This window comes from Luteibacter sp. UNCMF366Tsu5.1 (assembly GCF_900119235.1).
GTDB classification, from domain to species: Bacteria; Pseudomonadota; Gammaproteobacteria; order Xanthomonadales; family Rhodanobacteraceae; genus Luteibacter; species Luteibacter flocculans.
Map to the genome: position 1 here is coordinate 38,219 of NZ_FPIS01000004.1, position 20,822 is coordinate 59,040.

General features: G+C 65.4%; 16 protein-coding genes. 2 read left to right on the forward strand and 14 right to left on the reverse strand.

Translation table 11 applies throughout. The features are described from left to right. From BT115_RS16460 to rpoZ, 3 genes are all read right to left on the reverse strand, one after another. Entirely contained in the window at window positions 1-384 is a 384-nt protein-coding gene (locus BT115_RS16460) for a RidA family protein (protein WP_072323732.1), read from the reverse strand. Between the two features lie 106 nt (window positions 385-490). Then, window positions 491-2,671 (reverse strand): RelA/SpoT family protein, encoded by a 2,181-nt coding sequence (locus BT115_RS16465; RefSeq protein WP_072323733.1) that lies wholly within the window; start codon window positions 2,669-2,671, stop codon window positions 491-493. 110 nt (window positions 2,672-2,781) lie between these two features. After that, the gene (rpoZ, locus tag BT115_RS16470) at window positions 2,782-3,072 is read right to left on the reverse strand and encodes a DNA-directed RNA polymerase subunit omega (protein WP_072323734.1); all 291 of its coding nucleotides are present in this window, start codon (window positions 3,070-3,072) and stop codon (window positions 2,782-2,784) included. Window positions 3,073-3,247: 175 nt separating this feature from the next. Between rpoZ and BT115_RS16475 the strand changes: the two genes are divergently transcribed. Then, a complete protein-coding gene (locus BT115_RS16475; protein WP_072323735.1) occupies window positions 3,248-4,075 on the forward strand; it encodes an MlaA family lipoprotein in 828 nt (275 codons plus the stop codon). A 252-nt stretch (window positions 4,076-4,327) separates the two neighbouring features. Here the strand turns inward: BT115_RS16475 and BT115_RS16480 are convergent, their stop codons facing one another. The 3 genes from BT115_RS16480 to BT115_RS16490 all read right to left on the reverse strand — a co-directional run bounded on the left by BT115_RS16480 (window position 4,328) and on the right by BT115_RS16490 (window position 9,151). After that, window positions 4,328-7,429, reverse strand: coding sequence for an efflux RND transporter permease subunit (locus BT115_RS16480; RefSeq protein WP_072323736.1), 3,102 nt, complete (start codon window positions 7,427-7,429; stop codon window positions 4,328-4,330). Window positions 7,430-7,434: 5 nt separating this feature from the next. Beyond that, window positions 7,435-8,571, reverse strand: coding sequence for an efflux RND transporter periplasmic adaptor subunit (locus tag BT115_RS16485; protein WP_072323737.1), 1,137 nt, complete (start codon window positions 8,569-8,571; stop codon window positions 7,435-7,437). A gap of 118 nt (window positions 8,572-8,689) precedes the next feature. Beyond that, window positions 8,690-9,151, reverse strand: coding sequence for a MarR family winged helix-turn-helix transcriptional regulator (locus BT115_RS16490; protein ID WP_072323738.1), 462 nt, complete (start codon window positions 9,149-9,151; stop codon window positions 8,690-8,692). Between the two features lie 78 nt (window positions 9,152-9,229). Here BT115_RS16490 and BT115_RS16495 point away from each other — a divergent pair, with 78 nt between their 5' ends. Beyond that, on the forward strand, window positions 9,230-9,736 hold the full coding sequence (locus BT115_RS16495; RefSeq protein ID WP_072323739.1) for an O-acetyl-ADP-ribose deacetylase: 507 nt from the start codon (window positions 9,230-9,232) through the stop codon (window positions 9,734-9,736). Between the two features lie 18 nt (window positions 9,737-9,754). Here BT115_RS16495 and BT115_RS16500 read toward each other — a convergent pair whose 3' ends face one another. The 8 genes from BT115_RS16500 to BT115_RS16535 form a co-directional block, all read right to left on the reverse strand. Beyond that, a complete protein-coding gene (locus BT115_RS16500; protein WP_177257438.1) occupies window positions 9,755-11,464 on the reverse strand; it encodes a BatD family protein in 1,710 nt (569 codons plus the stop codon). Between the two features lie 2 nt (window positions 11,465-11,466). Then, on the reverse strand, window positions 11,467-13,371 hold the full coding sequence (locus BT115_RS16505; protein WP_072323741.1) for a tetratricopeptide repeat protein: 1,905 nt from the start codon (window positions 13,369-13,371) through the stop codon (window positions 11,467-11,469). Beyond that, the gene (locus BT115_RS16510; protein WP_072324013.1) at window positions 13,368-14,348 is read right to left on the reverse strand and encodes a VWA domain-containing protein; all 981 of its coding nucleotides are present in this window, start codon (window positions 14,346-14,348) and stop codon (window positions 13,368-13,370) included. The genes BT115_RS16505 and BT115_RS16510 overlap by 4 nt, the downstream gene beginning before the upstream one ends. Continuing rightward, window positions 14,341-14,847 carry a DUF4381 family protein gene (locus tag BT115_RS16515; RefSeq protein ID WP_072323742.1) on the reverse strand — a complete coding sequence of 169 codons (507 nt, stop codon included), beginning with the start codon at window positions 14,845-14,847 and terminating at the stop codon, window positions 14,341-14,343. Before BT115_RS16515 ends, BT115_RS16510 begins: the two co-directional genes overlap by 8 nt. Next, entirely contained in the window at window positions 14,847-15,767 is a 921-nt protein-coding gene (locus BT115_RS16520; protein ID WP_072323743.1) for a DUF58 domain-containing protein, read from the reverse strand. The genes BT115_RS16515 and BT115_RS16520 overlap by 1 nt, the downstream gene beginning before the upstream one ends. Then, window positions 15,764-16,756: an AAA family ATPase gene (locus tag BT115_RS16525; RefSeq protein WP_072323744.1), complete on the reverse strand. Its 993-nt coding sequence runs from the start codon at window positions 16,754-16,756 to the stop codon at window positions 15,764-15,766. The genes BT115_RS16520 and BT115_RS16525 overlap by 4 nt, the downstream gene beginning before the upstream one ends. A 121-nt stretch (window positions 16,757-16,877) precedes the next feature. After that, window positions 16,878-17,672 carry an Ig-like domain-containing protein gene (locus BT115_RS16530; RefSeq protein ID WP_072323745.1) on the reverse strand — a complete coding sequence of 265 codons (795 nt, stop codon included), beginning with the start codon at window positions 17,670-17,672 and terminating at the stop codon, window positions 16,878-16,880. An 871-nt stretch (window positions 17,673-18,543) separates the two neighbouring features. Next, window positions 18,544-20,820, reverse strand: a complete 2,277-nt coding sequence (locus BT115_RS16535; protein WP_072324014.1) for a type IV pilus secretin PilQ — start codon at window positions 20,818-20,820, stop codon at window positions 18,544-18,546. Window positions 20,821-20,822: the final 2 nt, after the last annotated feature.

Here is a 20,822-nt window from a genome sequence, read left to right on the forward strand (position 1 = left end):
TTAAGGCAGGACGAGAATCGCGTCCACCTCGACCTGGGCGCCCTTCGGCAGACCGGAGACCTCGATGGTGGAACGCGCCGGATAAGGCTGCTGGAAGTACTCGGCCATGACGGCATTCACGGCGGCGAAATTCCCGAGATCGGTCACGTAGATGCCCACGCGAACGATGTCGGACAGCTTGCCACCCGCCGCCTCGGCGACGGCGACGAGGTTGTCGAACACACGACGCGTCTGTGCGGTGATATCGCCCTCGACGAGGTTGCCGGTCGCCGGGTCGAGCGGGATCTGTCCCGAGAAATACACCGTATTGCCGGCGCGCACGGCCTGCGAGTACGGGCCGATGGCCGAAGGTGCCTTGTCGGTGGCGATGGTGCTGCGGGTCATGGGTCGTCCTCGATGGGGAATCGGGACAGTCTATCGAGGTTGCCGATCGAGGCCCACCGCTCGATGCGCTCTTGCCGCGAGGCCTAACGCCGACGCGGCGGGGGACTCATAGCGGATGCCGATACACACCACTGACCACGCCGGTGCGCCGCACGCGGCGCATCACGTCGGCCAGATGCTTGCGATCCTTCACCTCGATGGCGAAGAGCAGCGTTGCCGCCGTGCTGTCGCGCTCGATGTATTCGACGTTTTCGATGTTCGATCCCGCATCCGCGATCGCGGCCGCGACCGTGGCGAGCACGCCCGGACGGTTGAGCACCTCGATGCGAAGTTCGGCGCGGTAATCGCCACTGACGTCGCGATCCCATTCGATCGCGACGATGCGCTCGGGCGTCTTGCGGAACTCTGCCACGTTCGGGCATTCCACACGGTGCACGACGATGCCCTTGCCCGACGATAGGAAACCGACGATTTCGTCACCGGGCAGCGGGTGGCAGCAATTGCCGAAGCTGAGCACGCCACGCTCGGCACCGCTGATGCGGATCTTTTCCGTCGAGTGCTCCTGTGGCACAGGCGGCGTGTCGTCACGCGGCCCGAGCAGCGCCACGAGTTGTGCGGCGACCTGGTCGGCAAAGCGATTGCCGAGGGCGATCTCCGAGAGCAGTTCCTCGAGGCGTTTCAGCTTGGCCTCGTCGAGGAAGCGGTCGAGCGCGGCGGCCGGCACGGCATCGAGACTCAGCCCGCGTGCATCGAGCGCGCGGTCCAGCATGCGATGACCGAAATCGACGGCGTCCTCGTGCTGCAGGTGCTTGAGGTATTGGCGGATGGCCGTGCGCGCCTTGCCGGTGACCACCGCTTCCAGCCACCCCGGGTTCGGCACGGCCGACGGCGCGGTGATGATCTCCACTTGCTGACCGGATACCAGGCGCGTACGCAGCGGCACCAGCTTCTTGTCCACGCGCGCGGCGACCGCGTGATCGCCGACGTCGGTATGCACCGCGTAGGCGAAGTCGAGTGCGGTCGCATTGCGCGGCAACGAGAAGATGTCGCCACGCGGCGTGAACAGATAGACCTCGTCGGGGAACAGGTCGATCTTGACGTTTTCGAGGAACTCCGAGGCCGACGGCGTATGCGCCTGGCTGTCGGCAAGCGCGGAAAGCCATTCGCGCGCACGCGCCTGTGCGCTGTTCGCGGGGCCGGAATCGCTCTTGTACGCCCAGTGTGCCGCCACACCACGCTCGGCCACCGACTCCATTTCCGCGGTACGGATCTGGATCTCGATCGGCGCACCGAACGGACCGAGCAGCACCGTATGCAGCGACTGGTAGCCATTGCCCTTCGGAATCGCGATGAAGTCCTTGAACCGGCCGTCCACGGGTTTGTAGAGACCGTGCACCGCACCGAGCGCCATGTAGCAGTGCATGGCCGAATCGGTGATGACGCGGAAGCCGTACACATCCATGAGCTGCGCGAACGACTTGTGCTCGTTGCGCATCTTCGAATAGATGCTCCATGCCGACTTGATCCGGCTGACGGCGCGCCCCGGAATCTTCTCCGCGGCAAGACGCCCTTCCAGCGCCATCTCGATCTTCGCCATCGCTTCGCGACGGTTGCCGAGCGCGGCACGGATGCGCTCACCGATGATGCGGTGGCGATCCGGATAAAGCGCCTTGAAGCCGAGATCCTGCAGTTCGGCCTTGAACTTGTTCATGCCCAACCGCTGGGCAATCGGCGCGTAGATCTCCAGCGTCTCCCGCGCGATGCGCCGCCGGGACGGCGCATCCTTCGCACCCAGCGTGCGCATGTTGTGCAGGCGGTCGGAAAGCTTGATCAGGATCACGCGCAGATCGCGCGCCATCGCCAGGAGCATCTTGCGGAAGCTCTCCGCATCGGCCTCGGCGCGGCTGGAAAAGCGCATCTTGTCGAGTTTGGTGACACCGTCGACCAGTTCGGCCACGGTCTCACCGAAGGCACCGGCGAGCTCTTCGCGCTCCAGCCGGGTGTCTTCCAGTGTGTCATGCAGGATCGCCGCAATGATCGTTTCCGCGTCCAGGCCGAGATCGGCCAGCACCTGGGCGACGGCGACCGGATGCGTGATGTAGGGCTCGCCGGACTTGCGCGTCTGGCCTTCGTGGGCCGCGGCGCCGACCAGGAAGGCTCGGCGGATGCGCATGACCTGGTCATGCGACAGGTAAGTGCCCACGCGGTCTTCAAGCGCCTGCACATACGGCGGCACTGGGCCGTCATCGGCCACGTCGGTCAGTTTTTTCGCAGGGATGACTTCCATGGGGAGACCCTCCCGCCCTCAGGCGGAGCCTCCCGCGCGCCGCCTCAGCGGCCGCGCCTCAATGTGCGCAGATTGCGGATGAATGCAGGGCCGACAGCGACCCGGCGTCATCAGTCATCTCCGCCCTTCGAGAGGTCGTCGTCCACTTCAGTGGCGGCCCACTCGAGGGCTTCGCGCTCGGCGCGCTCGCGGGCAGCGCGATCGATTTCATCGATCATTTCATCGTTGACGCGGCGATCCGCGATCTCGCGGAGAGCGAGCACGGTCGGCTTGTCGTTGCTGGGATCGAGGGTCGGCTCAGCGCCCTTGGAGAGCTGACGGGCGCGCTTGGTCGCCATGAGCACGAGCTCGAAACGGTTGTCGACTACCTCGAGGCAGTCTTCCACGGTAATACGGGCCATTTCAAATCCTTGACAATAAAGACACTTCTGACGACGCAGTTTACCGGCCCCGGCCGTTGGCTGGCAATCGGTGTAGGGGTATCATGCGCGGTTCTGACCAGGACGGACGGCAGTGGTGCAAATAATAATACCGCGCGGTACACTAAAGAACCGCCCCAGCCCCAAAGCCCCATCGATGCGCCCCCTAAACCTGCCCCGGATCGTCCGCAACATGCTGGGCCTCGTCGCCGTCGCCCTGCTGGCTGCCTGCCATATCGCGCCGCCTCGTACGGACGACCCGAACGAGAACTTCAATCGGAAGGTCTACGCCTTCAACGATAAGCTCGACAAGGCGGTCATCCGTCCGGTCGCTGTCGGCTATCGGAAGGTGACCAACCCGCCGGTGCGCACGGCCATCAGCGATTTCTACACGAACATCCGCCTGCCGATCACGGTGGCGAACGACCTGCTGCAGGCCCGCCCGAAGCAGGCGTTCCTGTCGACCAGTCGGTTCGTGGTGAACCTGACCATCGGCTTCCTGGGCTTCAAGGATCCTGCGAGCCTGCTGGGCCTGCCGCTGGAAGAGAACGACTTCGGCGTGACCCTGGCCCGCTGGGGTGTGCCCGAAGGCGACTACCTGGTTCTGCCCCTCGTGGGTCCGACCACGGTTCGCGACGTGTGGCGCCTCCCGGTCGACAGCTATTTCTTCGACCCGATCAGCTACTACTCGCGCAATCACGACTACAAGTACGGCCAGGAATACGTGCCGCAGGTGCTCTATCTCGTGACGCTGCGCTCGCGCGGCATCGATGCGGAGAGCTTCCTCGCCTCGGCCTACGATCCCTACGTATTCATGCGTGACGCCTACCGCCAGCAGCGCCTGTACAACATCTACTACGGCAACCCGCCCGCGGAGGCCATCGAGCAGATGCAGGGGTTGAACGACAACAAGGACTTCGACCCGGACGAACTGCTCGACGAGCAGCACAACTGGGAACGGAAGAACGGCGAGAAGCAGCAATAAGAAAAAAAGCCCCGACACGATCGGGGCTTTTTTTTCGGGCACCTGTGTGGGAGCCGCCATGGCGGCGAGGACCAAAGCACATGTGGGAGCCGCCATGGCGGCGAGAAGCCGACGAAGCGATGAAGCCGAGCCCCTCATCGCCCAGCCCCGAATCACCCAATCTCAACGCAAGCTCCCCTCGCCGCCATGGCGGCTCCTACGAGAGCGGCGCACAGTGTTCGATCTCCCCGCTCGATCGCAGCATCAACCTGCTCAGTGCGCCGGATCGCTCTGCAGCTTCCGTGCGGGCGACAGCCGATCTTGCAGCCGATTCATGTACAGGTAGATCACCGGCGTGAGGTACAGCGTCAGGATCTGCGAGACGACGAGTCCACCAACCACTGCGAGACCGAGTGGACGACGCGTCTCCGCACCGGCACCGACGCCTAGGGCAATCGGCAGCGTGCCGGCGAACGCCGCCATGGTGGTCATCATGATCGGCCGGAAGCGCACGCGACACGCTTCATAGATCGCATCGAACGCCGCCATACCTGCGTCGCGCTGCCGCTCCAGGGCGAAGTCGATCATCATGATCGCGTTTTTCTTTACGATGCCGACCAGCATGATGATGCCGACGAAAGCGAACAGGTCGAGCGACGCGTTAAAGATCACCAACGTGAGCAGCGCGCCAACCGCGGCGGCGGGAAGGCCCGAGAGAATCGTCAACGGATGAATGAAGCTTTCGTAGAGAATGCCCAGCACCAGGTAGATCACGAACACTGCCAGCAGCAGCAAGAGGCCCATGCCCTTCACGGAATCCTGAAAGGCCTGCGCCGTGCCCTGCACGCTGCCGCTCAGGGTCGGCGGCAGTTTCATATCCGCCGTCGCACGATCGATGCTGGCTACCGCGTCGCTGAGCGAAACACCAGGCGCGAGATTGAACGACACGGTCACCGCGGGTAGCTGGCCCTGGTGATTCACCGTCAGCACCTGCGGCTTGCGTTCGAAACGCGCCACGGTATTCAGCGGCACGAGCTTGCCGCTGTCCGAGGTGACGTAAAGCCGCGAGAGCACGGCCGGGTCGTCCTGCATGCGCCGCTCGACCTGCAGGATCACCCAGTACTGTGTGGCCGAACCATAGATGGTCGAGATCTGGTTCTCGCCGAACGCGGTGCCCAATGCCGTCTGCACCTGATTCATGGTGAGACCCAGCGGCGCCAGCTTGTCGCGATTGACGGTGACCACCATCGAAGGGCTATTGAGATCGAGATCGGTGGTCACGTCCTGGAAGCCCGGCAATTTCTGGAAGGCGGCGACGAGCTTGCCCGACCAGTCGTACAGCGCCTGCAGATCGGTCGATTGCACCGTGTACTGGTACTGCGCCTTCGATTGCCTCCCGCCGACCTGGATCGCGGGAGGATTCTGGATGTACGTACGAACGCCGGGCACCTCGGCGAACTTGCGCCGCAGCTGCTGGATGATCTCGTCGGGTGTCGTGTGGCCACGATCGCCGGGTGCCTTCAGTCGCAGCAGCAGCGAGCCGGAATTCACGGTGGCACGCGGTCCGCCCGCGCCCACGCTGGACATGACCGCCTCGATGTTCGGGTCGGTCCGCGCGATGTCCGCCAGCGCCTGCTGGCGTGCCGACATCGCGGCGAAGGAGATGTCGGTGGGCCCTTCGGTCGTGACACGTAACTGCCCGCTGTCGCCCGCCGGAATGAAATCCTTCGGCACCACGGCGAACAGCAGCCCGGTGGCCGCAAGGCTCAGGACGAACGAAGCGATGACGAGCCGCGGATGGTTCATGCACCACGCGAGCGTGCGCGTATAGCCGGACGTCACGGCCGCAAAGCCGCGGTCGAACCAGACCACGACGACGCTTCGCTTGCCATGATCGTGCGCCTTGACGAAGCGACTGCACAGCATCGGTGTGAGCGTAATCGAGACGAAGCCAGAGATCAGGATCGAGACACTGATCACCACTGCGAACTCATGGAAGAGGCGACCGACGATGCCACCCATGAACATCACGGGGATGAAAACCGCCACAAGCGACAGCGTCATCGAGAAGATGGTGAAGCCGATTTCGTTGGCACCTTTCACGGCCGCATCGAAGGGCGCCTCGCCCAGTTCGATGTGACGCATGATGTTTTCCAGCATGACGATTGCATCGTCCACGACGAAGCCCACGGCAAGCGTGAGCGCCAGCAGGGAGAGATTGTCGAGACTGTAGCCGAGCGCAAACATGGCGCCGAACGTACCCAGCACCGAGATCGGCAAGGCCACCGCGGGAATCAGCGTCGCCGAGGCGTTGCCAAGGAACAGATAGATCACCAGCACCACGAGTACACCCGCGAGCACCAGCGTGAACTGCACATCGTGCACGGAGTCGCGAATGGATACCGAGCGGTCGTACATCACGCTGAGGATCACGGAGGGTGGCAGCGTGGCAGTAAAGCCCGGCAGCAGGGTGAGAATCTTGTCCACGGTCGCCACCGTGTTGGCACCGGGCTGCCGCTGGATGGCGAGCGTGATCGAGCGATGTCCGTTGAACCAGCTCGCCCGCTGATCGTCCTGCACGCTGTCATGTGGCGCCGCCACGTCGCTCAGGCGCACAGGCGCACCGTTGCGATAGGCCACGACGACCTGACCGTAATCGGCGGCACGCATCAGTTGGCCGTCCGAACGAATCGAAAGAAGCTGGCGCTTGCCGTTGAGCGAGCCGGTCGCCTTGTTGACGTTGGCGGCTGCGACGGCATCGCGCACCTGGTCTACGCCGATGCCTGTGGCGGCCAGACGATCGGGATCCACGGCGATGCGCACGGCGTACTTCTGCGACCCGTAGACGTTCACCTGCGCCACGCCGTCCACCATGGACAGGCGCTGCGCCAGCTCGGTCTCCGCGTAGTCGTCCACGGTCGACAACGGCAGCGTCGGCGACTGCATGGTGAGGAACAGAATCGGGGCGTCCGCCGGGTTGACCTTGCGGTAGGTCGGCGGCGTGGGCATGTCCTGCGGTAGCTGGCGCTGGGCTGCCGAAATGGCCGCCTGCACATCTTGCGCCGCGCCATCGATGCTGCGATCGAGCGCAAAGGTCACCGTGATGGTCGTCGATCCCAGCGAGCTCGACGAGGTCATCGAATCGATCCCGGCGATCGTCGACAACTGTGCTTCGAGTGGCGTCGCCACCGATGACGCCATCGTCTCGGGCGAGGCACCCGGCAGACTCGCACTGATGTTGATCGTAGGGAAGTCGACGTTGGGCAGCTCGTTGACCGGCAGCCTGGGATAGGCGGCGATACCGAAGATGACCAGCGCCGCCATCAACAGCGTGGTCATCACGGGCCGGCGGATGCAGAGTTCCGGCAGGTTCATCGCCCTCACCCCTTGTCGATGCGCACGCGGGCGCCGTCGACGAGCAGCATCTGACCTTCGGTAACGACGCGCTCGCCCGCCTGCAGGCCCTTGTCCACGACGACGCGATCGGCCGTGGTAGCGCCGGTGGTAATCGAGCGCTGTTCGACCGTGCTATCGGGCTTCACGACGAACACGAACGTACCCGTCGACGAACTCTGCAAGGCCACGACCGGAATGCTGATGGCATCGAACAGGCGCGTCGTGGGCAAGGTGACCTCGGCGAACTGGCCGGGCGTGAGCCGACCGTCGCGGTTGGCGAACCGCCCCTTCAGGACGATCGTGCCGGTCGTCGCATCGACGGCGTTGTCGATGAATTCCAACTCGCCCTGCAACGGTTCGCCCTCGTCGCCAGGAATCTTCGCCATGACGGGGAGCGTCCCGCGGCGGACGCTCTGGCGCACGGCGGCGAGGCTGTCCTCGGGAATGGCGAATGCCACGCGAATGGGGTCCACCTGATTCAGCACTACGATGTCGGTGGTATCGGCGGAGAGGGTGGCCCCCGGATAAGCGAGCGGCGCACCGGTCACGCCGTCGAACGGCGCGACGATGGTCGTGAAGTCCAGTTGCGTTTGCGCGGCACGCGCCGCGGCGCGATCGCTTTCCAGCGCAGCGCGCGCCACGCCGAGGTTGGCCTTGTAGAGGTCGTAGTCCGCGCGGCTGACGAAGCCCTTGCCGAGCATGTTCTCGTAGCGGGCAAGGTCGGCCTCGGCCTTCACGAGCTGCGCCTGGTCGCGAGCCACGTTACCCATGGCCTCGTCGTAGGCCGCCTTCAGCGGCCGCTGGTCAACCTGTGCGAGCAGGTCGCCTTTCTTCACGTGAGACCCGGGCGTGAACGCCAGCGATTGAAGTTGCCCGTTCACCCGGGACCGGACATTGACGGTGGAGTACGCCTCTGCCCGGCCGATGACCTTGAGGGAAAGATCGATCTCCCCTTGGCTCGCCACGGCAGTCGTAACCGGCACGCCAGCATTCGCTGCTCGACCTGGAACCTCGGCGGGGGTCTTGCCGCCGGCCTGATGCCGCCACACGCCAATACCGACGGCGGCGATGGCCACGAGGCCGACGAGGAGGAGAAGCTTCTTCCCTGGGGATCGCTGCATGTGGGCTCCGGCCGAATCCCTGCGATTCGGTCGCCGCGCTGGGGAAGCACGGGCTGGTTGCTGGGACGGTTATCCGTAAAAACTAACGCATATCCTAAGCGATCCGTTGACTTGCCGTTCAGGCTTCGTCGGAAGGCCCGTCCAGACCTTGCAGGTTCTCCTTCATGCGGTCGAGGACCGCCAGCATGGTTTGCAGATCGCCCGTGGAAATCCCCTGGGTCGCATCACGGCGCAGGCCGCGGGCGATGTCTTCCATGTCGTCGATCACCCCGCGAGCCTGGTCGGTGTCGTGCAGGCGCCAGGCGCGACGGTCTTTCGGATCGGCGCGGCGTTCCACGAACCCCGCAGCTTGCAGGCGGTCGATGACGCGACCTACCGCGATCGGCTCCATGTCCAGTTGCTCGGCCAGCTCGTTCTGGCGCATGCCCGGGCGGCGATGCAGCGCCTTCAAGGCACGCCACTGCGCGCGGGTCAGACCAAAACGCGTCGCCCTCCGGTCGAAGTGCTTGCGAAAGAGCAAGGTCACATCGTTGATGAGATAGGCGAACGAGATGTCTTCAACTTTGAGTTGGTCGGCCATAACCTTGGGTGGAATATCCGGACTGTCTGGCGGCCATCGTAGCCAAATGCCGACGAGCCGTCACAAGGAGCTTGCGCCATGCCCTTCGAGGTGATCGAGACAGACATCACCACGCTCGCCGTGGATGCGATCGTCAACGCAGCGAACGAATCCTTGCTGGGTGGTGGCGGCGTGGACGGCGCCATTCACAGAGCCGCCGGACCGGCGCTGCTGGCGGCTTGCCGGGCCCTGCCCGAGGTACGTCGCGGCATCCGCTGCCCCACGGGTGAGGCCCGCATCACGCCCGGTTTCGCCCTGGCCGCCCGTTTCATCATCCACACGGTGGGCCCGGTCTGGCACGGTGGCGCCCGTGGCGAAGCTGAGCTTCTGGCGGACTGCTATGCGAATTCCCTCAAGCTGGCCCGCGAGAATGGCGTGGGTTCGATCGCCTTTCCCGCCATCAGCGCGGGCATCTACGGTTATCCGGCAGAAGCGGCCGCGGAGCTCGCAGTCCGCACCGTCCGCGATGCTGCATGGCAGCCGGAGCGCGTGGTGTTCTGCACCTTCGGCGCGACGATGACCCGCATCTACGAAGGTCTGCTCTAGGCCTCAGCAAGCACCGACCTAGCGGGGATATAGGGGAGGCAATGTGCCGGATTTGTCCGTAGCTTCAGCCGGCAGCCAATCGAACCCGTCCGCGAAGGCATCGCGCAGTGCCGTGCCCGGCGCATTTCCGCCTGCGAACCGGGCCTGCTGCAAGCTGGCGATGGCGTCGCGTTGACGACCCTCGCGCAACGCGGCGGCCAATGCACCCAGCGAACGCATGGAGGGGCGATGGACGCGTGCCCAAGCGAGAAGCGCATGTTCGATCACTGCGAGGTCGCTGCCTGCAACGGCCGCGCGAAAACGTTCGCGAGCCGCGCGATCGCTCATGCCATCCGCAGTCGTCCTGCCGGGTGTCGGAAGAGACTCTTCACGCTTGCCGCGCCGGGAGAGCACGAACCACGCCGCCATCGTGAGCAGCCAGAGCGCCACCGCGACGATGAACAACGTCCGCCACGGCGGGCTCTCGGTGTCCGTCGCTGCCGAAACCGTGTCCTTGGTCGGAACGACACCAGACGCGGAGGCCGATGACGCGGCGGTGCCCGCCGCCGCAGGCGCGGAGGGCGGCGGCGCGACCGCACCACTCGCACCGGGAAGCACGTCCACATCGTGCGCCGGAATGGTCGCCACTTCGGCCTTGTCCGTGACGACGTTCCACCAGTGCAGCGTCGTGGCGGGAATGCGCAGCGTGCCCTCACGCGTGGGCACGACGGCGAACGACTGCTGGCGACGCCCGGTGATCCACGAGCCGCTGCTGCCGCCGCCCGTCACGGCCTTGTCGGGATAGACGTCCGCGCCGTCGAGCTTCGGCAGCGACAGGGCCGGCAACGCCTCGAATGGCATGCCTGTGGCATCGAGGCGCATGGTGAGCGTCAACGGCTGCCCGACCCTGGCCTTGCCGTCTGCGGGCAATCCGTCGAGAGAAAGTTTCAGGTCGCGCGCAGGTATCCAGGCGCCTTCGGAGGCAGAAGCAGGACGTGCGCGCACGTCCACCCGCGCACGTTCGGCTACGGCGTTCACCGGTTCACCGCCACCGAAAAAGGAATTCATGTCGGAGGGATCGACTGCCGTGCCCTCGAACGTGGGCGGCTGGATCTCCAGCGTGCCGGCGCGTTGCGGAAAGATCGCGTAGTGCCGCTCAACGACGTTGAAGCGTCGCCCGCCGCGCATGACCTGGTAGTTCGCATCCTGGCCGACGCGGCGCACTTCGGCCCCTTCCGCGGAGGGGTCGCCAAGCTGGCCATCTGCAAGATTCACCGCGAAGGAGAGCCGCAACGTGTAATCGATCTGCTGCCCGACATAGGCATGAGTGGGCTCGGCCGTTCCTTCCAGCGAAACCGGACGGTCCGCCGATGGCACGCGATCGTTGGCGGAAGCAACCACGTCGAGCGTGACCGGCTGCGTCTGCTGGCCGGCGATCGTCAAAGGCGGGATGGTGAGGTGGCCTTCGCGCCGCGGACGCAGCGCAATGCCCAGGATGGTTCGCGATTCGCGCTTGCCGTTGACGATGCTCAGCGTGTGGTTCGTCGACGTTTCCAACACGACGAAGTCCGGCGTGAGCGGCGAAAGGTCGGGCGAACCGGTCGTCTGGTCGCCGACCTCGATGTTGAGCGTGACGGTTTCGCCGACACCGACGCGACTGCGGTCGAGCGACGCGACGGGGCCGCTGTCCTGCGCCCAACTCAACAGTGTCACGCACGACAACACGAGGCCGAGAAGGATTCGACGCATGATCATTCTTCCGGTTCCGCGCCGTGGCGGCGTTGATATTCGAGCATGAACTTTCTCCGTAGCAGGCCACCGGGATCGTCGGGCACGCGCATGAGCGCGCGCTGCACGTCGGGCGGCAACTTCGACGACGCGTCGTCACCGGCCATGGTGCCGAGGTCGTGGTCCCGCTCGCCCGGCTTGCCGTTCGCCTTGCCGGCCAGTGCGGCATCCATCTTTTCCTTCAGCGCTTCCTGCGCCTGCTTGGCCTGCGCCTGCTGTGCTTCCGACTTTGCGGCGGCGTCGCCTTGCGGCGCCTGCCCCTTTCCGTTGTCCTGACTGCGATCGGCACCATCGCCTTCGCCAGCCTTGTCCTTGGCGCCCGCTTCCCTGCCACCATCTTTTCCATCGGCGCCGGACTGCTTGCCGCTCTGGCCCTGCTGTCCGTCCTTGCCGTCTTCCTGGCCCTGCTGCTGATCCTTGTCCTGGTTGCCAGAAGACTGTTGCTGGTTCTTGTCCTGCTGGCCCTTGCCGCCCTGCTTGTTCTTGTCCTGCTCTGATTTCTTTTGCTGCTGTTGCTTGAGGAATTCGGCCACGGCCTTGCGATTGGCGGCGGCGTCGGCATGGTGCGGATCGCGCTTGAGCGCGCGATCGTAGGCCGCGAGGGCGTCTTCGTAGCGCTGCTGCTTGGCGAGTGCGTTGCCCAGGTTGTACTGCGATTCGGCATCGTCACGCTGTGCGAATGCGGCTTCCGCGGCGGCGTAGTCGCCCGCACGATACGCCGCTGCACCACGCAAGGCCGGATCGTGTGCGAGTGCCTGAGCTTGCTTTGCGTCACCCTGGGCAAGCGCCTGTGCCGCTTGCTGGTCGCGCGTGCGGAACAGGTCGGTCAAACCGTCGGCCCGTGCAGGCGATAGCGGCACAAAGGCCAAGGCAAGCACGAGCAGCCAACCTCTCCGGAAGGCCAACGCCACGATGGGAAGCAAGGGAAGCAGCAGCCACGGGCCGCGATCCTGCCACTGTCCCGACGTCGCGCCGTCGATCGCTTTGGCATCGCCGTCGGCGCGCACCAGAGACGCCAGCGACTTCACGTCGGAACTGTCGTCTGCGACGGGCACGAAACGTCCACCCCCCGCCTCGGCAACGGCAGCGAGTGACGCATCGTCCCGAGGCGCCATGACGATCGCGCCATGCTCGTCCTTCAGGAATCCGCCCTCACTGGTGGGAATGGGGCCACCGCGCGTGCTGCCGACGCCGAGCACGGAGACGCGATCGCCCGCGGCACGTGCGCGCCGGGCCGCGGCGATGGCTGCCCCATCGGCTCGATCGGTAACGAGTACGATCGAGCCGCCGCGGAGACCCGCGTGGCGGACGAGATCGGCCGCCTGGTCGATGGCCTTCCCAGGATCGTCTCCCTCGACCGGCATGGTGTCCGGTGCCAACGCCGTAAGCAGATCGTCCACGCTGTGCGCGTCGGTAGTGAGCGGGGCGACGGTGAACGCCTCGCCGGTATAGGCGATCAAGGCATTCATGCCATCGCCGTTCGCGGCATAGAGTTCGCGGATCTTGTAGCGCACGCGGCTAAGGCGATCGGGTACGACGTCGTGCGAAAGCATGTGTGGCGACATCGAAACGACCACCACCTGCGCGGCGCGTTCGGCAAACAAGGGCTGGGCCTGCTTGTCCCAGGTCGGGCCGGCAAGCGCGACGATCGCAAGCAACGCCGCCGAGACGAATGCCGCCACGGGCGCGCGCGCGGCAGAGGGTTCACCATCGAGCAGGTAGGGCAACAGGGCCGGATCCGCCAGCCGCGCCAGCACGCGTTGTTCCGCCGGCCGACGACCCACGAGCCAGGCCAACACCGGCACGAGCACGAGCAGCCACAGCCAGCGCGGCTCGATGAAATGAAAATCGCGCAGCCATGTCGTCATGCGGCCGCCCTCGTACCGACATAACGCGGCACCATGGCGAGGGCGAACAGCAGGCACGCCGCCAACAGGGGCCAGCGGAACAGCTCCACGTGCGGACGCAATGCCGCGCCCTGCTGCGGCACGGGTTCGAGCGTGTCGATGGCGCGATATGCATCGGCCAGTTCGCTCGTATCGGTGGCGCGGAAGAAACGCCCGCCGGTCTGGTTGGCAATGTCGGTGAGCATGCCGACGTCGAGATCGGCGGAGGGATTGACGACGCGACTGCCGAAGAAATCGGGCACACGCATCGCATTCGCACCGATGCCGATGGTGTACACCCGCACGCCTGCCGCCTTCGCCGCCCGGGCCGCCTCACGCGGTGCAATGGAGCCGGCGTTGTTCACACCGTCCGTCAGCAGCACGACCACGCGGGCTTGCTCGGGCATGTCGGCGAGGCGTTTCACGGCGACGGCGAGGGCGTCACCGATAGCGGTCTCACGACCCGGCAGGCCGACGACCGCGCCGTGCAGTTGCGCGCGAACGGCGTCCAGATCGTACGTCAGCGGCGTGACGAGGTACGCCTGCGAACCGAACAGAATGAGCCCCAGCTGATCGCCTGCACGGCGATCGATGAAGTCGCCCGCGATGGCTTCCACCGCGGCAAAGCGCGTGACGTCACGGCCCGCGAGCTGCATGTCGCCGAGCGACATGCTTCCCGAAAGATCCACGGCGAGCATCATGGCGCGGCCGCTCCGTCGTTGCGGCTCCGGCGGACCGAGCTGCTGCGGACGCGCCGCAGCGACCACAAGACACACCCACGCGAGCACCAACAGCAGGGTCGCTGCGAAAGGCGCCTTCGCCAGCGACGCCTGCACGAGCGCCAGCCCGGGCTGGGGGAGATTCAGTGCTTGCGCCGGCTTCACCGGCCGCAACACGCGGCGCAACAACCAGGGCAGCGGCAACGCCAGGAAGAGCCACGGCCAGGCGAACTCAGGCAGCGACATGCGATGCCCTCCCTGCGTTGGGCCGGCGCGACGGACGACGCAACGCGGCACGCACCCAGCCCTCGACCTCGCGTGCCGCGGCGTCGACGTCGATCGGCATGTCGCGTCGGTACTTCGCATCGTCCAACGCAACCAGCAGCGACACGTTGTTGGCAGGCGCCATGCGAGCGAGCGCCGCCCGCCAGGCTTCGCCGGACAGCGCAACGCTTTGCGGCTCGCGCGTGCGAGCGACGCGCCGTACGAGTTCGCTTGCCTTGGCCGCGAAGGCGATGGCGTCGCCATCACGCGCATGCCGCTCGCGGGCATCGCGCAAGTCGGCCAGGGTCGCGTCCACGTAGCGACGCCATGCGATACGGCGTCGCCACACGATCACAAGAACGACGAGTACGACGACGACGAGCGCCAGCAACACCCACCAGCCCGGTGCCCATGGCCACCACGGGGACACCGGCGGCACGTGGATGTCGCGCAATGCAGGACCGTTCTCGGGCATCACCGACTCCTCGCCTGCCCGAGCAGAGCGACGATCGCGTCGAGCGGATCCCCCGTGGTGTCCAGTGTGCGGTGCTTCAGACCGAGGCCCGCGCACAACGTATCGAGCCTGTGCCGGCCCTCGCCAAGGGTGCGCGCGAAATCCGCACGCTGGCGCTCGCCGTGCAGCGCCACGTCGTAGTGCACGCCACGATGGGCGAACGGATAGCGCCCTGCGGGTGGCTCGGCGAGTTCGAGCGGATCGGCCACGGTAAGCACCGCAACTTCCGCTTTCGCGACGAGGCCGAGCATGCGTCCTCGCGCCGCATCATCCACGGCGAAACCGTCGCTCACCAGCAGCACTCGGGATGCGCCATGCATGAGCCGGCCGGCACGTTGGAGTGCACTCGATAGCGTTTCGTCCTCTGCCGGTGGCAGCGCATCCCACGCCGCCAGGGCGCCCGCCAAGGCAAGCGCGCCACGCGCACCGCCCTGCGGACGCAGTAGATGACGCTGACCGCCGAAGGCCAACACGCCGACCCGATCGGCGCCGCGCACCGCATACCACGCCGCCATGGCCGCAGCTCGCGCAGCCTGTACCGATTTGAAGCGCGTACGCGTACCGAAGCGCATGCTCGCGTTGGTATCGAGCAGGATGAGCAATCGCCCTTCCCGTTCTTCCTGGAACAGTTTGGTATGCGCCACGCCACTGCGTGCGGTCAGACGCCAGTCCATCCGGCGCACGTCGTCGCCGGGCTGGTAGACGCGCGACTCGGCGTAGTCCATGCCACGTCCGTGCAGACGGCTGGGGCGCTGCCCACTGCGCTGCACGCGCGAGACCACGGGCGGTGCCGGCGCACGCGCTACGCGCGAACGCAGGGCGATGAGTTCGGGAAGCGAGACGTGAACGCGCCCGTCGGCGCTGGGGGCGGCGGCGTTCACGGCAGCGGAACGAGGTCCAGCAGGCGGTCGATGACCGTATCGATGCGGACGCCCTCGGCCTCGGCCTCGTAACTGGGCAGCACGCGATGGCGCAGTACTTCATGCGCGACGGCGTGAACGTCATCCGGCACTACGTAATCGCGCCCGGCCAGCCAAGCGTGCGCGCGGGCGCAGCGATCGAGTGCGATCGTGGCACGCGGGCTTGCGCCCCAGGCGATCCAGCGGGCGAGTTCCGGACCATACTTACCGGCATCGCGCGACGCGACCACCAACTGGGTGATGTAGCGCTCAAGCGGCTCGGCCATGTGTACGGCAAGCACGGCATCACGAGCCGCGAAGACGTCGGCCGGGCGGAGCACGTACGACACAGGTGGCGCGGGATGCCGCACCTCACGCGCCTGCTCACGAGCAAGGCGAAGAATCGCCAGCTCGGCATCGGCGTCCGGGTAACCGATGGTCACGTGCATGAGAAAGCGGTCGAGCTGCGCCTCGGGCAACGCGAAGGTACCCTCCTGCTCGATGGGATTCTGTGTGGCCATCACCATGAACAGGTCGGGCAGTGGCCAGGTTCGGCGCCCGATGGTGATCTGCCGTTCGGCCATGGCCTCCAGCAGCGCCGACTGCACCTTGGCCGGCGCGCGGTTGATCTCGTCCGCCAGCACGATGTTGTGGAACAACGGACCGCGCTCGAATTCGAAGCTGCCGGTCTGCGGCCGGAAGATGTCGGTGCCGGTCAGGTCCGCGGGAAGCAGGTCGGGCGTGAACTGGATGCGGTGGAAATCGGCTTCGATGCGCGTCGCCAGGGCCTTGATCGCCGTGGTCTTCGCCAACCCGGGCGCACCCTCGACCAGCAGATGGCCGTCGGCCAACAGGGCGATAAGCAGGCATTCGACCAGATGCGGCTGGCCGATGATGCCCCGCGCCAGTTCCTCACGCAGGCGGACGAAGGCGTCCTGAAGCGGCGTGGCGGCAGCGGGCGTGTCGGACATGGGCGGGGTCTCGTGCAGGGCGGAGGCCCGATAAGACCACACGAAAGCCCGGAAGTTTAGGGCCGAAGGTCAGTTCGGCCCCGTCGCCTGGACGCGAGCCATGAGCCACGCGACCTATGGGCTACTTCAAACCCACCGTTTCTTCGGCTTGCGTGTTGGGTATGCACTTCCCTCGTCGTTCGAGGGCGTGGATATAGTACACGCCATGCGCCGCGTCGCCGCATGGGTCGCTCGTCCAATAGAAGTCCGCGACATAAGGCCAGCGGCTGCCGAAGACCAGTTGCATATTACCGATGTCGCCTGAAGTGGGCATGCGCTCCCCTCGGCTTGCCAAATCATTCAGCGCAGGCTGGTAGGGCATGTTGCCTGCATATCTGACCTGCAAGACATTGGTCATAGTGACTTGGTATTCGGCACGTTGCCCGGCGCTGTCCTTCACGGAAATGATGGCCGCGCCATTCGCGCGCGGCGTGACCTTTCCCGTTGAACTCACCATCGCCACAGCGGTATTGCTGCTGGTGTAGGTATAAGGCGGACGGCCGCCAAAGGCCGTACGCGTGATCGAGTTACTACCGTCGAAGCGCGGCAGGATGTCGGGCCGCTGAGTGATGATGAACGCTTTACCGTCGAGATAGACAGGACGGGTGTCGAATTGCATGTCGACGGGACCGGACCCGGAGCCGATCTGGTCTTCCTCGAAATAGGCGAATGACGCCCTCCCTCCCCTCGCCTCCGCCAAGGTGAGTCGAATGACAGGAATGGTCTGGCCATAATGCTGGAAATACCGAAGCTGATCGTTCTGCGCTTTGGCGCGCGCGTCAAGGTTCCCATCTACGTAAAAGAAGGATTGGATCGGCAGGGTTGCGCCCGTTCCCGTTGCCCACGTGGCTAGCGCAGCTCGTTCTGCGTGACCCATTGTTTGTTTGACATAGCGCTGCGAGCGCCGACCGCCGCCATGAATCGCGCTGCCTGATCGCGCTCGCCCGAGCGCACACTCCAGCCACACTGGAAATAGTACGGATTGGCACTGCCGTCGTATTTCTCCAACCACTTCGCTGCCGTATCGATGCCCTGATCCGTGCAGGGACGGGAGTCGTTGGGATAGGAGGCGTTGGGCCCGCAACCTTGCAGCGTAGACCGGGTATTGGTGTCTGCGTCATGTGGGAAGACGCAAAGCACCTCGATATTGCTGTTCTTTCCAGGCGGGTTCGCAACACGGGATAGAAAATGAACCCATTCCTGTAGCCGAAGACGAGGTTCGAAAAATTGCTGTCCGCGCGCAGCCAGGAGAACGAGACGCCACCGGAGATGATGGAGGCATTACTTGGATCCCAGGGTAGGAACGCGGGATTGTTCTCCGTCGCTCGCAACATGACGCCACTGCACAGAGCCGCCGCCAGACCGGGATTGCCGCAGTCAGTCACCTTGTCGTTGTACCAGCGCGCGAGTTCCGCGGCCGCTTCGACACCCCGCTTTCCCGTTGGCCGTGGCTGACTCGCGGTGACCTGGGGCGCATCGTCGTAAGGAACGATAACGGACCGTTCCGTCGATACGGGGACGGCGCAGGCAGACAGCAAAATGACGAAGGAAAAACCAACCAACCGCTTCATGGCGCGCTCCCTGCGCAACGAACACCACCGGGTGCCTTCCCGGTCTCGAATCCCTATACCATCGCGATGCTATACCCCCGGTCTCGCGCGTCGAATACGCATTTCGTTGTAGTCGTCGCAAAAAACAAAGGCCCGCACGATGGCGGGCCTTTGCGTAGGGCGAATCCTCGCAGCGACTTACTGCAAGGTTTCGCTCAGGATGCGCGGCGTCACGAAGATCAGCAGCTCGGCCTTGTCATTGCCGCGGCTGGTACGGCGGAACAACACGCCCAGGCCGGGAATGTCGCCGAGGCCCGGCACCTTGTCCACCGTGTTGTTCTTGGTGATCTCATAGATACCGCCGAGGACGACGGTCTGTCCGTTGTCGACGAGCACGGACGTGTTGATCTCGCGCGTATCGATCTGCGGTACCGCACCACCACCCGGGCTCGGCACCAACTGCGCGAGGGCGTCCTTCTTTACGTTGATCTTGAGATACACACGGCTGTCGGCAGTGATCGTCGGCGTGACGCGCAGTTCGAGCACGGCGTCCTTGAACTGCACCGTCGCATTCTGCGCACCACCGCCCGAACTGGACGCCTGGTAGGTCACGTAGCCGATCTGCGTACCCTGCTTGATCACCGCTTCCTGCTGGTTCGCGGTGATGACGCGCGGGCTGGAGACCACTTCGCTGCGACCTTCCGTCTGCGCTGCCGAGAGTTCGAGGTCGACCAGGTAGTTCGCACCGAGGATCGCCAGACCGATGCTACCGGCCGGGTTCGACACAGGCAGGTTGACGTTGTAGCCGCCCGGCAAGGTGTAAGGCTGGCGCGTCGGCAGGTCGCCGGTACGGTTGTTGGCGAGCCACTGGTTGTACGAATTGGCGTAGTTGACGTCGCTGTTGCGGACGCTGGTAACCAGGCCACCCGTGCCGCCTGCGGTCGTGCCGTTGCCACCGCTGGTGAGGTCGGGCGACGTACCGATGATCTGGTTGGCGTTGTTGTGGTTGAAGCCCTGGACACCCCAGCGCACGCCGAGGTCACGGCTGAACTGGTCGGTGGCCACCACGATGCGCGATTCGATCAGCACCTGCTGTACCGGCCGGTCGAGCGTGGCGATCAGATCGCGCAGATCGCGGATCTTGTCCGGCGTGTCGTTGATGAGCAGCGTGTTGGTGCGGTCGTCGAACGAAACGCTACCGCGCGGCGAAAGGAAGCCACGCGACGTGCTGCCGCCCGAACCGCCGCCACCCTGCATGCTGCCCGAGGTCAGCAGCTTGGCGATATCTTCAGCCTTGCCGTAGCTGATCGGGATGTAGTCGGAAATCAGCTCCGCGGAATCCTCAGCCTTCTGGCGGGCATCGGCGAGGCTCTGCTCGTAGTTCGCCAGTTCGGTCTGCGGTGCGATCCAGATGACGTTGCCACTGCGGCGCTTGTCGAGGCCCTTGGCGCGCAGGATCACGTCGAGCGCCTGATCCCACGGCGTATTGACGAGGCGCAGCGTGACGCTGCCACCGACGCTGTCGGAAGCGACGAGATTGAGCTTCGCCTCGTCTGCGATGAGTTGCAGCGCCGAACGAACCGGGATGTCCTGGAAATTGAAGGTCAGGCGCGAACCGGAATACGTCGGTTCTTGACCCTTCGCGGCCTTGCCGGTCGGTGCCGAGGCCTTCTTCGGGGCGACCTCGACGGCGTACTCGGTACCGTTCTGGTAGGCCGATACTTCGACCTCGCCCTTGGTGCGGATGTCGAGGCGAGCGCCGCCCGGACGCGAGCTGGGCTCGATCGACTGCACCGGCGTAGCGAAGTCGAGCACGTCCAGGCGCTGGCTGAGCTTCGGCGGCAGGGTGGCACCCGGCAGGCTCACCACGACGCGATCGCCTTCGCGATGCATTTCGGGGGTGGATGCACTGCTGCCCAGCGTGACCATGACGCGGCCTTCGCCGTTCTGCCCACGGCGGAAGTCGATGTTGGACAGCGGCGTGCCGGCGCTCGACGGCAAGGCCTTCGTGGGATCGGAGACGATCGCCGTGGTGGTCGTGGCGCCGCTCGGTCCGTTATTCACGGTAACGATGAGGTTCTTGCCGTCGACGCGCGTCTTATAAGCCGAGTCGCGGAACAGTTCGACCGTGACCCGGGTACGGCCGCCGGCAGACACCACCGACACACCCGAGGTGGCGCCCTTGCCGATCTCGATGTGGCGGGTGCTGTAGGCGTTCGTCGTATCCGCCAGATCGATCGCGATGCGCGGCGGATTGCTGGTCGTGAAGACCTTCGGGTCCGGCGCCCGCTCCGAGAAGGCGAGCTTCAGCTCGACCCGCCCGCCGGGCTGCGCGTCATAGCTGACATTCTGCAGCGCGTTGGCGGCCGACGCCGTGCCGGCGAAGGCGCCGGCAAAGGCCAGCGCGGTGCCGAGGATCCAGCGGCGCGACCAAGAGCGCGCGCTACCCGGCAGATGAGTGGATTTGGTCGTCATGT

Excerpts from the sequence above, each read along its gene's own strand:
- BT115_RS16460 (WP_072323732.1), bottom strand. The coding sequence starts at position 384 with ATGACCCGCAGCACCATCGCCACCGACAAGGCACCTTCGGCCATCGGC.
- BT115_RS16465 (WP_072323733.1), bottom strand. The coding sequence starts at position 2,671 with ATGGAAGTCATCCCTGCGAAAAAACTGACCGACGTGGCCGATGACGGC.
- rpoZ (WP_072323734.1), bottom strand. The coding sequence starts at position 3,072 with ATGGCCCGTATTACCGTGGAAGACTGCCTCGAGGTAGTCGACAACCGT.
- BT115_RS16475 (WP_072323735.1), top strand. The coding sequence starts at position 3,248 with ATGCGCCCCCTAAACCTGCCCCGGATCGTCCGCAACATGCTGGGCCTC.
- BT115_RS16480 (WP_072323736.1), bottom strand. The coding sequence starts at position 7,429 with ATGAACCTGCCGGAACTCTGCATCCGCCGGCCCGTGATGACCACGCTG.
- BT115_RS16485 (WP_072323737.1), bottom strand. The coding sequence starts at position 8,571 with ATGCAGCGATCCCCAGGGAAGAAGCTTCTCCTCCTCGTCGGCCTCGTG.
- BT115_RS16490 (WP_072323738.1), bottom strand. The coding sequence starts at position 9,151 with ATGGCCGACCAACTCAAAGTTGAAGACATCTCGTTCGCCTATCTCATC.
- BT115_RS16495 (WP_072323739.1), top strand. The coding sequence starts at position 9,230 with ATGCCCTTCGAGGTGATCGAGACAGACATCACCACGCTCGCCGTGGAT.
- BT115_RS16500 (WP_177257438.1), bottom strand. The coding sequence starts at position 11,464 with ATGCGTCGAATCCTTCTCGGCCTCGTGTTGTCGTGCGTGACACTGTTG.
- BT115_RS16505 (WP_072323741.1), bottom strand. The coding sequence starts at position 13,371 with ATGACGACATGGCTGCGCGATTTTCATTTCATCGAGCCGCGCTGGCTG.
- BT115_RS16515 (WP_072323742.1), bottom strand. The coding sequence starts at position 14,847 with ATGCCCGAGAACGGTCCTGCATTGCGCGACATCCACGTGCCGCCGGTG.
- BT115_RS16525 (WP_072323744.1), bottom strand. The coding sequence starts at position 16,756 with ATGTCCGACACGCCCGCTGCCGCCACGCCGCTTCAGGACGCCTTCGTC.
- BT115_RS16530 (WP_072323745.1), bottom strand. The coding sequence starts at position 17,672 with ATGGGTCACGCAGAACGAGCTGCGCTAGCCACGTGGGCAACGGGAACG.
- BT115_RS16535 (WP_072324014.1), bottom strand. The coding sequence starts at position 20,820 with ATGACGACCAAATCCACTCATCTGCCGGGTAGCGCGCGCTCTTGGTCG.